Source organism: Tolypothrix campylonemoides VB511288_2 (genome assembly GCF_045999855.1).
GTDB classification, from domain to species: domain Bacteria; phylum Cyanobacteriota; class Cyanobacteriia; order Cyanobacteriales; family Nostocaceae; genus Scytonema; species Scytonema bouteillei_A.
On the sequence record NZ_JBFPMW010000005.1, the window covers coordinates 388196 to 402851 of the forward strand.

Consider the following 14656-nt stretch of genomic DNA (forward strand, 5'->3'; position numbering starts at 1 on the left):
TACCCATATATGTAGATAATAGCCTCTATGAGTCGTTTCACTGCCCCATCAGATTCAAATATTGATTTTTGCTGGAATGCTATCGGTGTTACAGGAGATTGTACCTGTCCAAAGCTCACTACTTTTAGCCACTGCCGGAATTGCCCTGTTTACTCTGCAAGCGGTCGTCGTTTATTAGAACGTTCGATTCCTGACAATTATCGGAGTGAATGGACTCAGTTATTGGCTGAATCAAGAACTGAGGCTGAGAAAAAACCAGAGACATTCTCAGAACAAAGCTATTTTCCCTCTCATGCTTTATTAGCCACAGAAACTCTCAGAGTTGTTATCTTTCGCTTGCAACGCGAATGGTTGGCACTTCCCGCCTACATCTTTAAAGAAACGACTTCACCGAGTCCGATTCATACCATACCGTATCGGAGCAATCAAATCTTGCGGGGATTGGTGAGTATTCGAGGTGAATTGCAATTGTGTATTTCTTTAACCCATTTGTTGAATCTGGAGATGGCTGATACCCCTCCTCAAGCTTTAAGTCCTATGGTTTATTCGCGTATGGTTGTGGTGGAAAAAGCAGGTAGTGGTATTTGGGTATTTGCTGTTGATGAATTGTTTGGGGTGCATCGATGTCATCAAGATGAATTGCTTCACACTCCCACAGGTACTCAAGCAACTCATACCTATACTAAAGGATTGTTAAAGTGGCGCGATCGCAGTGTCAGCTATTTGGATGACGAATTGCTATTCCATACTCTTAGCAAAAAGGTGATGCCATGACAGAGGAAATCAATGTTAATAATCTTTCCTTGCTAGATTTATTTTGCATGGAAGTCAAGGCTCAAGTTGCCGTCATGAATAATTCCCTATTGGCGCTAGAGGGTAAACCAAAGCCCAAAGAAGAACTGACAGCTTTAATGCGAGCAGCTCATTCCATTAAGGGGGCTGCCAGAATTGTTCATATTGATGCAGTCGTGACCCTTGCTCATATTATGGAAGACTGCTTTGCAGCCGCTCAAGCAGAAAAAATCGTCCTCACAACGGCTGATGTTGATATTTTGCTGCAAGGAGTGGATATACTCTCGCATATAGCAGATATTTGTGCGAACAATCCCAACGAGCAACCGCTAGAAGACACTAGAATGCGATCGCTCGTCACAGCCATTGCCAACATTCAAACTTCTCCCCCTCCCCCCATCTCCCCCTCCCCCCCTCTCCCGCTCTCCCCCTCTCCCCCTCCCCCCCTCCCCCCCTCCCCTATCTCCAACCAAGGAGTGCGAGTTGGTGCAGATAATCTCAATCGTTTAATGGGGCTAGCAGGAGAATCCTTAGTTGAAGCAAAGTGGTTGGAACCATTTGCTGATTCTTTCTTACAGCTAAAAGCAGGTCATACAGAGCTATCGGACTTATTAGAAAAGTTACAAGAATTATTAGCAAACCGTCATTTAGAGCGGCGAATTGACGAGCAGTTGACCGCTGTTCGCCAAAAAGCCAGTGAATACCAACAGCTATTGAGCGATCGCTACAGCGAACTCGAACAATTTTCTCAACGTTCTACCAACCTTGCAGATCGTCTTTATCGAGAAGTCATTGCCACTCGAATGTCTCCGTTTGCTGAAGCCGGTCAAGGATTTCCCCGAATGGTTCGCGATATAGCCAAGCAACTGGGTAAAAAAGTCAAGCTGGAAATTGTTGGTAAATCGACCTTAGTCGATCGAGATATTCTCGATCGCTTGGAAGCACCCCTTACCCACATGCTCAGGAACGCACTCGATCACGGTATTGAGTTACCCCAAGAACGTTTAGCCGCGCTTAAGCCTGAAGAAGCAACCATTCGGATTGAAGTGGCTCATCGTGCTGGAATGCTCTTTATCTCTGTATCGGATGATGGTCGGGGAATAGATCTGGAGTTTTTGCGACAAGAAGTCATTAGAAAGCAAATGACAAATACAGAGATGGCAAATCGACTGAGCGAAGTTGAGTTAATAGAATTCTTATTTTTACCAGGTTTCTCTACAGCCACTACTGTCACAGAATTTTCGGGACGGGGAGTTGGGCTAAACGTAGCTCATAACATGGTGCGGGAAGTGGGGGGAACTGTACGGGCTGTTTCTCAACCGGGACAGGGAATAACTTTTTATATGCAATTACCATTAACACTATCAGTCATTCGCGCCCTACTGGTGGAAATTGCAGGTGAACCTTATGCTTTTCCACTATCACGTATCGAACGCGTTGTCACTCTTTTGAAGTCTGAGATTGCTGTCTCGGAAAATCGTCCGTTTTTTATGATGAACGATCGCCCGATTGAATTGATATCAGCACGTCAAATCCTAGAGTTACCACCACCTACTACAAATCCAGAAATGCTCAATGTTATTTTGGTAGGCGATCGCGCCAACTGTTACGGATTAGTGATAGATAGGTATTTGGGAGAACGCAGTTTGGTTGTCAGACCGTTAGATTCCCGCCTCGGTAAAGTCCCTAATGTTAGCGCAGCTGCTTTAATGGATAATGGTTTTCCCGTGTTGATTGTTGATGTTGAAGACCTAGTGCGTTCCATTGCTAAAGCATTCGCTACCGGGCAAACCAGCCAAGTGAACCAATCTACTCGTCAAATAACCAGTAAAACATACAAGCACATTTTGGTGGTAGATGATTCCATCACCGTGCGCGAAATGGAGCGCAAACTCCTAGAAAACAATGGTTACAAAGTAGAAGTTGCAGTCAATGGAGTGGATGGTTGGAACGCTATACGCGGAGGAAATTACGATTTGGTAGTAACAGATATTGATATGCCCCGAATGAATGGCTTTGAGCTCGCAAGCCACATCAAAACTCATCCCAAGTTAAAGCATACACCCGTGATCATTGTTTCTTATAAGGATCGAGAAGAAGACCGACTTCAAGGATTGGAAGCGGGGGCAGATTACTACCTCACCAAGAGTAGTTTTCATGATGATACCTTAATACAGTCTGTCATTGACTTGATTGGAGAAGCTTAACCTGTGAGAATTGCCATTGTTAACGATGCACCGATTGCAGTAGAAGCGCTGCGACAAGCGATCGCTATGAAACCGGATTATGAGATAGCATGGGTTGCTTTTGATGGCGTTGAAGCTGTTACAAAATGTAGCGTAGATACTCCAGACCTGATTTTGATGGATGTACTAATGCCTGAGATGGATGGAGTGGAAGCCACCCGGCGCATCATGAGTCAATCTCCTTGTGCTATTCTTATGGTGACTGCGAGTGTCAATCGCTACGCTGCTAAGGTTTTTGAAGCAATGGGCTACGGAGCATTAGACGCTATCAATACCCCTACTATAAGTTACGGTCAGCAAACAATTGATGGGACTGGGCTACTTAAAAAAATTGCAACTATCTCCAGATTAATTGGCAAAAGTTCATACCATCATTTACAGTCTAGCCAACACAACAAGCTCTTAATTGCGATTGGGGCTTCTACAGGAGGTCCTCAAGCATTAGCCACAATTCTGTCTCAATTCCCCAAAGATTTTCAGGCGGCGTTTATTGTTATTCAGCATATTGATGCCCAGTTTGCTCCAGGTTTAGCGGCTTGGTTAGACGCGCAAATCCCGATGACCGTACAGCTTGCCATTCCCGGTTCTACACCACACAAAGGTATCGTTCTCATTGCTGGTAAAAATCATCATCTTATCGTGCGTCCTGACATGACTCTTGCTTATGACAGGCAACCTCTAGATAGTTTTTATCATCCTTCCGTTGATGTTTTCTTTAAGAGTGTTGCCAATCATTGGATCGGTCATGGAGTCGGGGTACTGTTAACCGGTATGGGACGGGATGGTGCTCAAGGCTTAAAACTCTTGCGAGATAAAGGTTGGCATACGATTGCCCAAGATCGACAAACCTCAATTGTCTATGGTATGCCCAAAGCCGCTGTGGACTTGGGAGCTGCTGTGGAGGTGTTACCCGTTGATGCGATCGCGAATGCTTGTATAAGGCATTTGCAAAATCAGAATGAGGGGTGACGGCAGAAGGAAAAATTTTCCATCTCTCCACAAATCATTCTTCTGCCTTTTACTCCCAGCCTTTTAAGTAAAAAAATATACTTTTAATTTTAGTATTTTTTATGAAATATACTTAGTATCATTTTATTTATAAAAATTTACATCCAACACCAGTCGATCTCTGATAATTTATCAACAATTGCAACAATTTAGAGCTTGTTGGTTTCCTGAAATATAATCGGTATATCAGTAATTTATCACAACTTTATCGTGATAAAAATCACAGATAAAGAAGAGGAGAGGCGATATGAGTTTGCCAGCAGAAGCACTCACCCAAGTGTCTGCCAAAGTTTTACCTTTAACTTCAAGGAGAAGTAAGGGACAAACTATACAAGAGGTTGCATCTGTTCTACCTGCCAACACACCTGCGGTCAAACTTCTACTGATTGACGATCAGTTGATAGTGAGTCAAGCAGTCCATAGAATCCTGACAGAAGAAGCAGATATTTCCTTTCACTATGTTAGCGATCCAACTCAAGCTATCCAAACAGCAATGGAAATCTCTCCAACAGTGATTCTGCTGGATTTAGTCATGCCCGAAATGGATGGATTGATGTTGCTGCGTTGGTTTCGGTCTCACTCAGCCACTCGCGATATTCCCATCATCATGCTTTCTAGTAAAGAAGAACCGGAACTCAAAGCAGAAGCCTTTGCTCAAGGGGCAAACGATTATCTCATTAAATTGCCTGATGCCGTAGAGCTTATAGCCCGCATCCGCTACCATTCAAAAGCTTACAATAATCTTAAAGCACTCACAAATGCAACGTTAACCGCTCAACTTCAAGCACAGCAATTAGAGCATACCTTAAAGGAATTACAAAAAACTCAAGTTCAACTGATTCAGACAGAGAAAATGTCTGGCTTGGGGCGCATGGTTGCAGGGGTCGCACATGAAATTAATAATCCTGTAAATTTTATTTATGGTAATTTTGATTATTTAGAAAATTATGTTTATTCTTTATTAAATTTAATTAAACTGTATCAACAAGAATATCCCCAACCATCTTCTAAAATTCAAGAGGAATTCACAGCTATTAATCTTGATTTTATGATAGAAGATTTGTGTAAAATGATTTCTTCCATGAAATTTGGAACTGAACGTATACGTGAAATTGTTCTTTCCTTGAGAAACTTTTCCCGACTCGATCAAGCTGAGAAAAAACGGGTCAATATTCATGAAGGGATTGAAAGCACGTTATTAATTTTGAATCATCGTATTAAACAAGGAATCGAAATTGTTAAACACTTTGACGATCTGCCTTTGATTGAGTGTTATCCAGCACAACTCAATCAAGTGTTTATGAATATTATTAGTAATGCTATTGATGCGTTACAAGAGGTAAAAGAAGAAGCACAAAAACAAATTGTTATTAAAACAGAAACAATAAATGATAAGTTCATCCGAGTGACAATTAAAGATAATGGACCGGGAATAGATTCTAAAATACAAAATAAAATTTTTGAACCTTTTTTTACAACCAAGCCTGTCAATCAGGGGACTGGTTTGGGATTAGCCATTAGCTATCAAATTATTCAAAAGCATTCTGGAAATGTGGATGTGAGATCCGACTTGGGTAAAGGTACGGAATTTGTTATTGAAATTCCTGTTTTACAAGACTAGCAAGCGGCGATCGCTACGAAATTAGGTACATTGAGTTGAGGAATGAAACCTAAGAGGATGTTTGAGAAGTATAAATATCTTGATTCTGTCGTGCTTGGTGGGATTTAGAGATGTCTCCGAGTACGCGATGTCTACCAAAACTTGCCGAACCTCTGCTAACAGACTTTGCTAGAAATCCGATTTCTTAAGGAAGTCAAGCATCTAAACTACTATAAAAAATTCAAACCAAAAGAGAAAATTGGTTTTTAAAAACCGCTAGGATAGCACAATTTAGAGAATTTTCTCTGGTCAATCAATTTTATAAAAAACCCTATTCTGATAAATAAACAATACTTTTTGAAACAATCGTTAAATAGAACCGGGGATTGTGTTAAAAAGATTAATATTGCTGGATTTGATAGGGGTAAAAAAATTTTGACCGTCCAACTCCTATCAAATCGTTTTCAAGGGAAATCTACTATTTTCAAGGGAAATCTACTATGGCTCTTTTGGTCAAACAGGGTAAATCTACCAATAATTTCCGAGACAACAGACGCACTGAAACTCGCGTTACGGTTTACATTCCCAAAGATATGCACGAACAGCCCGTTATTTCCAAGCTGATCTCTCACAGCGGAGTTACGGTTAATATCGCTACCGCACAACTCCTTGGGGATGTACCGCAGAAAGGCTGTCTTGATTTGGAACTCCGAGGAACAGTTTTCCAAATTGCTAGTGCCTTAACCTATCTGGATGAACTGAACTTAGAAATTAAGCATAAGGCAGTTGTCGGTCAAGACGGTTGGTAACTCTAGCACAGTTGAGATTTTGAATTTTGGATTTTGGATTCTTAATCTAAAATCCAAAATCTCAAATTTCGTTACGCCATTTGGTTTTCGATCGCCCACCGTGCTAATTCGGTGCGGTTGTGGAGATTGGTTTTGCCCAACATATTAGACACGTGGCTTTCGACTGTGCGCTGACTGACATTTAATTCTTCAGCGATTTCGCGGTTAGCTAAGCCTCGCGCCACAAATTGAACAACTTTCAGTTCGGTAGGGGTCAGCTGTACGTCAAAGGGAACTTGGATACGAGAACCGTTTTCCCCTCCTTTTGCTTGGTGTTCTTTCCAGCGAATGGTCTGCTTCAGAGAAGATTCTACCTGTGCTACGAGTTCCTCTGGCTCAAAAGGCTTGACCATGTATACATCAGCACCTTTATTCAGACCTTTTACTCGGTCTGCGCTTTGTCCCTTAGCTGAAAGGAAGAGAACGGGAATCCAACTGGTGCGTTCGTTTTGCCGGACTTGTTCTACAAAAGTGTACCCGTCCATCTCCGGCATCATCACGTCACAAATGATCATGTCTGGAATATCCTGCTCCAAAATTTCCAGTGCTTCGCGACCATTTTCGGCAGTGATGACTTCATAACCCCGGAATTCCAAATAATCCTTCACCAGCAAAATGAGGTTGGGGTCATCATCAATTAATAGAAGTCGTTTGTGATCTTTCATGCTGGGTTCTTTCATAGCAGTGGCACTTGTCGCGCTTGATCCATCAAGGTCTTGAATAATAATCCTCTCCGGTGTAATAGGTTGGTGTTGTACTTTTTCCTACTTAACTTGCCTTTGTTTAGTGGAAGTCTCAAAAGTGGAAAATGACTTTTGACGAACTACTGTACCAATGGCAAAGTAAGCGTGAGGATACTTAGAGCAGTAGTAATCATAATGCGTTATTATATATCGCTTTGAATGGTGCGGGCTAAAAAACACCTAATAAATAATAATTATTCAGAATAACCAACTAAGTGTTACTCCCAAGATGCTCCCAGAAAATAAGCTACCGCACATTCACTACTACGTACTACTTTGTCATATCCTTGAGGATATGAAGCTCTTACAATAAGTTCACCAGAACTATTAGAGAAGTATCGGGTAAAGGATAGATCAAAAAAGCATATTCTTTTACTGTATTTTGCTTTCTTGTATAGTCCGCATAATTACGTCAGGGTTCGCTGTGTTATACCACAGTTTATCCGAGTAATCCTCTATTATCAGTCTAAACCAAAAAACTTGCAAGAAGCTTGGTTTTTGCTCTGTATGGGCATTTAGTCACTGTCCGATCGCCAATCTTAAAATGTATCGCTGTGATTTTTGACAGTCTTAATGTTTCTACAGAATTACCTAGAGGTTTTTGTTGCTGGTGGTGGCTTGTTGGTTTGTGGTATTCGATCGCTGGATTCAATCACTGTATTGTTACTCAAATCGTGGCTCCTGATTACTGTTCTATATCAATTTCCCAGCTTTGCAAACCAATTTGCCTATATACCAATATTCGCTCTCTACCGAAAAAAACCTGAAAGTTCTGAATAATTGAGTATTAGTACTTAAACAAATCTCCAAAAGCAAAGTTCGGAAACCCGTACAACAAAAAATGTTGCCATATCATGCCACCTTTCGGTACATTAGCACTCAGGAGTCGAGAGTGCTAATAAGTTGAGAACACGGTATGGCAGCAGTATCTCTTAGCGTTTCTACAGTAAAACCTCTAGGTGAACGCGTATTCGTCAAGGTCAGCGCATCAGAAGAAAAGACCGCAGGTGGTCTGTACTTACCCGACACTGCAAAAGAGAAGCCCCAAGTAGGGGAAGTCGTTGCAGTTGGTGATGGCAAACTCAAAGATGACGGTAGCCGTCAGGCATTGGACGTTAAAGTAGGAGACAAAGTCCTCTACTCCAAATACGCCGGTACTGACATCAGATTGGGTACAGACGAGTATGTACTGCTTTCTGAAAAAGACATTCTAGCAATTGTGAGCTAAAAGCTAATGGCTAATAGCTAATGGCTAATAGCCAATGGTAAGAGAACAATTAGCTTTTTAGCAATTAGCAACTAGCTTTTATCAATCGCGAAATAACTAAAGTAGAGAATCGTTGACAACTATGGCAAAGCGCATTATATACAACGAAAACGCTCGTCGTGCATTAGAAAGAGGCATGGACATTTTGGCTGAGGCGGTAGCTGTTACCCTCGGTCCCAAAGGTCGCAACGTAGTGTTAGAGAAGAAATTTGGCGCACCACAAATCATTAATGACGGTGTGACCATCGCTAAAGAAATTGAATTAGAAGACCACGTAGAAAACACTGGCGTATCTCTAATTCGCCAAGCAGCATCCAAAACTAACGATGCTGCAGGTGACGGTACCACTACTGCGACCGTTCTGGCTCACGCAATTGTTAAAGAAGGCTTGCGTAACGTTGCTGCAGGTGCAAACGCCATTCTGCTCAAGCGTGGTATTGATAAAGCAACTAGCTTCCTAGTGGACAAAATCAAAGAACACGCTCGTCCCGTAGAAGATTCCAAAGCTATTGCTCAAGTCGGTTCAATCTCTGCTGGTAACGACGAAGAAGTCGGTAAGATGATTGCCGAAGCAATGGATAAAGTCGGTAAAGAAGGCGTGATTTCCTTGGAAGAAGGAAAATCCATGACTACCGAACTGGAAATCACCGAAGGGATGCGCTTTGACAAAGGCTACATCTCTCCTTACTTCGCAACCGATCCCGAACGGATGGAAGCAGTATTCGATGAGCCTTTCATCTTGTTGACCGACAAGAAAATTGCTTTAGTCCAAGACCTCGTACCCGTTCTAGAGCAAGTTGCGCGTGCAGGTCGTCCTTTAGTCATCATCGCTGAAGACATTGAGAAAGAAGCACTAGCAACCTTGGTTGTTAACCGCCTGCGTGGTGTACTCAACGTAGCAGCTGTGAAAGCACCTGGATTTGGCGATCGCCGCAAAGCTATGCTGGAAGACATCGCCATCCTGACCGGCGGTCAAGTCATCACTGAAGACGCTGGTTTGAAGTTGGATAACACCAAACTAGATTCTTTAGGTAAAGCACGCCGCATCACCATTACCAAAGACAACTCCACTATTGTTGCTGAAGGTAACGAAGCTGCAGTTAAAGCTCGTATCGATCAGATTCGCCGTCAAATTGAAGAAACTGAATCTTCTTACGACAAAGAGAAACTGCAAGAGCGTTTAGCTAAATTAGCAGGTGGCGTTGCCGTTGTGAAAGTAGGCGCTGCTACCGAAACCGAAATGAAGGACAAAAAGCTGCGCTTGGAAGACGCTATCAACGCGACCAAAGCAGCAGTTGAAGAAGGTATCGTTCCTGGTGGTGGTACAACACTCGCTCACCTTGCTCCTCAGCTTGAAGAATGGGCAAATGGCAACCTCAAGGGTGAAGAGTTGACTGGTGCGTTAATTGTTTCTCGTGCTTTGACAGCTCCTCTGAAGCGCATTGCTGAAAACGCAGGTCAGAACGGTGCTGTTATTGCTGAGCGCGTGAAAGAGAAAGATTTCAACATCGGTTTTGATGCTGCTAAAAACGAGTTTGTAAACTTGTTAGATGCTGGTATCGTTGACCCAGCTAAAGTAACTCGTTCCGCGCTGCAAAACGCTGCATCCATTGCTGGTATGGTATTGACCACCGAATGTATCGTAGTTGATAAGCCCGAACCTAAAGATGGTGCTCCTGCTGGCGCTGGCGCTGGTATGGGTGGTGGCGACTTCGATTACTAAGATTTTTTCTAGGTGGGCGAAAGCCCATCTTTGATAAAACAGCTGCTTCTGTAAGGAGGCGGCTGTTTTTTTTGCTTCAGAGACGCACAGGAGCATAAAGAAAGAGGAGAGAGATCGTAATTTTGAGCGAATAGAATTCGCTACTATACACACAAAGTCCGCCTGCGCGGACTTAGAAGCAATTAATATCTTGAAACATTAATCTTAAAACGCCCCATGGTGTGTCTCTACATCATTACTTTAAGGAAAACCTATATAAGGTGCATTATGGTTATTAATACACCTAAAGATAGCGATCAAAAGGTACACCTGGTATTTACAACATTAATGACGACCAACCAGTCGAAGTACGAGTGTAGTTACCTGCTTATGCTCGTTGGCTGGGTGCTCAACTACCTATTTAAGTTTTATAAAGTATTGGGCGAATAGAATTCGCTACTATACACACAAAGTCCGCCTGCGCGGACTTAGAAGCAATTAATATCTTGAAACATTAATCTTAAGACGCCCCATTGTGTGTCTCTACATCATTTTTTAAAGAAAACCTATATAAGAGGTCTACAAATGCCGAAACCACGGTATGAAGGGTATTGTATAAACAATCCTACACAACTAGCAAAAGAAAAATTTGGCGAGATTAATATTTATGCCCAAAATGCCAAATCTTTACTGAATAAAGCAACTGGTTTTATTGCAGCTTATGATTTTACTTTAAATCCTTACAAAGGTTGTCAATACGGATGTAGTTACTGTTATGCTGCTGCCTTTAGCCCCAATCCCGAAATGCGCCAAAGCTGGGGAAAATGGGTGATTGTTAAAGATAATTCCGTGGCAATCTTAGAAAAAGAACTAGAAGCATGGTACCGAAAAAATCCTAATAAACCTCCTAGTATTTACATGAGTAGTGTGACAGATCCCTATCAACCTATTGAGTCTAAATATGAATTAACTCGTAGATTGTTAGAAGTTATGCTCGAATACTGTCCGACACTGGTTATTCAAACCCGCAGTCCCATGATTACCAGAGATATTGATATTTTACAAAGATTCAAACGATTGCGGATTAATATGAGCATTCCTACAGGAAGTGAGTCGGTTAGAAAAGATTTTGAACCTCGTTCGCCCAGTATTCAAGCTAGACTTAATGCCGTTTTAAAAATCCATCAGAATATCGATCCTTTAAAAGGTTTTGTCCCTAAACTTTCTGTCACAATTACCCCTCTACTTCCCACATTACCTGTTGATGAAGATAATTTTATTGCCAAGCTCAATATTGTAGATAGAGTTGTCATTCAAGATTTTCACCCAAGCAATAGTCGCTCGCTTGTGGCTTCTACCCGCCTAGAAGCTGAAGAAATTAAGCGAAAATACGCTTGGTGGTACGAGAATGAGAATGTAAACTATATGAGATTTAAGGAAAAATTAGTTTGTCAACTTCCTGGTGTAGAAATTAAGGAAGGTAAAGTAGGGTTTGGGTATGAATAAAAAGATTGTCAATTGGTGGAGAAGCCAGAAGTTTAAACTGGCTTTGCAACAAGGCAATAAGCGTCTTGCAGTACAGTTATTGGAAGAAATTCAAGCATCAGGTGCAAAATTATCATGGCTGGAAAAGCTATTTAGAGATCGACTTCAATCTGAAAGTTATTTGCAGCAGTCTAAAAGGGAGACAGCAAATTTAAGAGCTAAACTTAACGAAGCATTTCAACACTCGGAAAAAGCAGATTTCAAGCAGATAGAACGCAGTATATTAACTTTCGAGCGAGAATTTGTTGATTATCTAAACAAAGTTTTTCAGATCGTACAACATGATGAAAATAAAATTCAATGTACTGGTTTAGACGAACGGGTATTTCACGATCTTGAAGTTCAGCTAGTTGAATATCTCAGAGAAGAGTTCAGCAAGGTATCTGAAAATAAACTCTTAATCAAATTGGAAGATGCTCTTGAAGATATTAACTGCTTAAAAAATGGGAAAGACCCAAGTTATAGCTTGAGTCTGACCCCACACGTTTATTTTATGAAGTATTTTTTAGAAAATGTTTATTGCGTTTACTTGGCTTGGTTTTTCGTCTATCAAGCTGGCTTACTACCAACTAACATTAAAATCCTAGATATTGCAGCAGGTCCTGCAACTGTCGCTTATGGTCTAGCCTTATTTCTCCAAAGTGCTAGTGAGGTTTTTCAAATTCCATCCATGCATATATCTTACTACTCTTTAGAGAAACAAGATGCCTTCCAATTTCGAGGGCTTCAGTTTTGGAGACGGTACATAGAGGCTCGAAAAACTCCGGTAAATGCCTACTTCCGTTTTGTGACAGATGACCTCTTAACTTGGAATGCATCATCTAGCAATATACCGCAAGATTTTTTTGATTTTACAGTCATTTCTCATTGTTTTTTTAGCGATAGTGAAAAAAATCATCAAACTAAAAATCTTTATAACAAAATCATTTCTAATAGTTTAAAAAGTGAAGGTTATGCAATTTTAATCATTCAGGACAAAAAGTTATTTAAGATGTACCAAACAAAACAAAGTGAAGACCACGAACAAGAAAAAAGGTTGGTGAAAAACTTTATAGACGATCTGGGTTTAGAGCTAGTGTGGTATAAGTATTTAACATCAACAGATTTGAGAACTCCTCTAGGAGGTGTGGAATTTATAAAATACGCTAAAGAAAAATTACCCAAACAATCGCATATGATTTCACTGCTGCGCCAGTATTTTGGTCAGAAGTATGAGTCAAATTATGTATTAGATGATTATATTATATTGGCAAAAAAAGCATAAATCATTTAGTGAATCAACTTAATTATCCAACCACAACACAAACTGTAAATGGGTGGCATGGCAAACTAGACTTGGTGTATGCTCAACGCCAAGGTACAACAGCACTTATTTACAATCAAAATCAAGCACCACTGAAAGTTCAGCGCCCATTTTATCCAGAAGGACAAGAAATTTGTCATAGTGTGGTTTTGCATACGGCTGGGGGTGTTGTAGGTGGAGATCGCCTCTCGTGCAAAGTCCATCTCCAACCCAAAGCCCAAGCACTGATTACAACAGCCGCAGCAAGTAAAATTTATCGAAGTAACGGAGCACAAGCAAGACAAAATATAGAGATCCAAATCGATGCGGGTGCTTGTTTGGAGTGGCTACCGCAAGAAACAATCATTTTTAACGGTGCGATATATCGACAAGATGTGCGGGTAGAATTATCTGCGGCTGCTAACTGGATGGGTTGGGAAATTACGCGATTTGGAAGGAGTGCAAGAGGGGAAAAATTTTACACGGGAGAGTGGCGATCGCATACAGAAGTTTGGCAGATGGGAGTCCCTTTATGGATTGACAGGCAATGGTTACCGGGTCGTGAAGACGTTTTTCACAGCCCTCATGGATTGGCAGGGCAGCCAGTAACTGGTAGTCTTGTATACATTGGGCAAGAAGTTTCTCACGAATTGGTACACAAAGCACGTTCCCTTTTCTTATCTTCTACAGCCCCCAACCCCTCATTCTCCATTCCCTCTCCCCAAGTTGGCGTGACTCGTCTGTCATGTGGATTATTGTGTCGATACCGTGGTTCTGGAACAACGGAGGTGAGAAACTGGTTTACGTCTGTCTGGCAATTGCTGCGTCAATCTGTGTTGGCTCGTGGTAGTTGTATACCCCGAGTTTGGTTTGTTTGAACCGCAGAGGCGCACCAGAGCGCAGAGTCAAGGAAACAAGAGAGGTAAGAGATGCAACTTACACCGCAGGAGAAGGATAAGTTATTAATTTTTACTGCTGCGCTGTTAGCGGAAAGGCGTAAGGCTAGAGGGTTGAAGTTGAATTATCCAGAAGCAATAGCTTTTATTTCTGCTGCTATTTTAGAAGGGGCGAGGGATGGGCAAACAGTCGCAGAATTAATGAGTTATGGTACAACTCTGTTATCACGAGATGATGTGATGGAAGGTGTTCCAGAGATGATTCATGACGTGCAAGTGGAAGCAACTTTTCCTGATGGGACAAAGTTGGTAACAGTTCACAATCCGATAAGATAAGTATCACGCACTCGACACAAAGGCGCTAAGAAATTATGATTCCAGGGGAAGTGATTGCAGGAGCAGGGGAAATTGAACTGAATGCGGGTCGTCCTACTGTAAGATTGCGAGTGTCCAATACAGGAGATAGACCGATACAAGTTGGTTCCCACTTCCACTTTTACGAAGTGAATGCTGCATTGAGTTTCGAGAGGGAACAAGCGCGGGGAATGCGTCTTGATATTCCTGCAGGAACAGCAGTTCGCTTTGAACCAGGTGATGACAAAGAAGTCTCGTTAGTCTCCTTAGTTGGGAGCCGTCAAGTCTATGGTTTCAACGCCAAAATTAACGGACAACTTGACGCTTAAAAACCCTCTTTCATTCGCGTTCATCTGCAATTCAATATTTTTGA

General features: G+C 41.7%; 13 protein-coding genes. 12 read left to right on the top strand and 1 reads right to left on the bottom strand.

The genetic code is table 11. The features are described from left to right. Positions 1–27 precede the first annotated feature (27 nt). The 5 genes from AB0756_RS18135 (at position 28) to AB0756_RS18155 (ending at position 6455) form a co-directional block, all read left to right on the top strand. A complete protein-coding gene (locus tag AB0756_RS18135) occupies positions 28–774 on the top strand; it encodes a chemotaxis protein CheW (protein WP_038087643.1) in 747 nt (248 codons plus the stop codon). Next, complete coding sequence (locus AB0756_RS18140; protein WP_167844706.1) at positions 771–2999, top strand: hybrid sensor histidine kinase/response regulator; 2229 nt, start codon at positions 771–773, stop codon at positions 2997–2999. The genes AB0756_RS18135 and AB0756_RS18140 overlap by 4 nt, the downstream gene beginning before the upstream one ends. A gap of 3 nt (positions 3000–3002) precedes the next feature. Next, positions 3003–4007: a chemotaxis response regulator protein-glutamate methylesterase gene (gene cheB, locus AB0756_RS18145; protein WP_038085055.1), complete on the top strand. Its 1005-nt coding sequence runs from the start codon at positions 3003–3005 to the stop codon at positions 4005–4007. Between the two features lie 286 nt (positions 4008–4293). Then, positions 4294–5667 carry an ATP-binding protein gene (locus AB0756_RS18150; RefSeq protein WP_038085053.1) on the top strand — a complete coding sequence of 458 codons (1374 nt, stop codon included), beginning with the start codon at positions 4294–4296 and terminating at the stop codon, positions 5665–5667. A 479-nt stretch (positions 5668–6146) separates the two neighbouring features. Continuing rightward, the gene (locus AB0756_RS18155) at positions 6147–6455 is read left to right on the top strand and encodes an NIL domain-containing protein (protein WP_038085051.1); all 309 of its coding nucleotides are present in this window, start codon (positions 6147–6149) and stop codon (positions 6453–6455) included. Between the two features lie 71 nt (positions 6456–6526). On the opposite strand, the gene AB0756_RS18160 is transcribed toward AB0756_RS18155, so the two are convergent. Further along, positions 6527–7174, bottom strand: a complete 648-nt coding sequence (locus AB0756_RS18160) for a response regulator transcription factor (RefSeq protein ID WP_017740397.1) — start codon at positions 7172–7174, stop codon at positions 6527–6529. 979 nt (positions 7175–8153) lie between these two features. On the opposite strand from AB0756_RS18160, the gene groES reads away from it, so the two are divergent. The 7 genes from groES to AB0756_RS18195 all read left to right on the top strand — a co-directional run bounded on the left by groES (position 8154) and on the right by AB0756_RS18195 (position 14612). Beyond that, the gene (gene groES / locus AB0756_RS18165) at positions 8154–8465 is read left to right on the top strand and encodes a co-chaperone GroES (RefSeq protein ID WP_038085046.1); all 312 of its coding nucleotides are present in this window, start codon (positions 8154–8156) and stop codon (positions 8463–8465) included. 121 nt (positions 8466–8586) lie between these two features. Then, entirely contained in the window at positions 8587–10227 is a 1641-nt protein-coding gene (gene groL, locus AB0756_RS18170) for a chaperonin GroEL (protein ID WP_038085044.1), read from the top strand. A gap of 564 nt (positions 10228–10791) precedes the next feature. Continuing rightward, positions 10792–11712: an SPL family radical SAM protein gene (locus AB0756_RS18175; protein WP_038085041.1), complete on the top strand. Its 921-nt coding sequence runs from the start codon at positions 10792–10794 to the stop codon at positions 11710–11712. Next, positions 11705–13015: a ferritin family protein gene (locus tag AB0756_RS18180; RefSeq protein WP_038085039.1), complete on the top strand. Its 1311-nt coding sequence runs from the start codon at positions 11705–11707 to the stop codon at positions 13013–13015. Before AB0756_RS18175 ends, AB0756_RS18180 begins: the two co-directional genes overlap by 8 nt. An 8-nt stretch (positions 13016–13023) precedes the next feature. After that, the gene (locus AB0756_RS18185; RefSeq protein WP_038085037.1) at positions 13024–13911 is read left to right on the top strand and encodes an urease accessory protein UreD; all 888 of its coding nucleotides are present in this window, start codon (positions 13024–13026) and stop codon (positions 13909–13911) included. Positions 13912–13962: 51 nt separating this feature from the next. Further along, entirely contained in the window at positions 13963–14265 is a 303-nt protein-coding gene (gene ureA, locus AB0756_RS18190; RefSeq protein ID WP_038085035.1) for an urease subunit gamma, read from the top strand. A gap of 35 nt (positions 14266–14300) precedes the next feature. Continuing rightward, positions 14301–14612, top strand: coding sequence for an urease subunit beta (locus AB0756_RS18195; RefSeq protein WP_038085032.1), 312 nt, complete (start codon positions 14301–14303; stop codon positions 14610–14612). Positions 14613–14656: the final 44 nt, after the last annotated feature.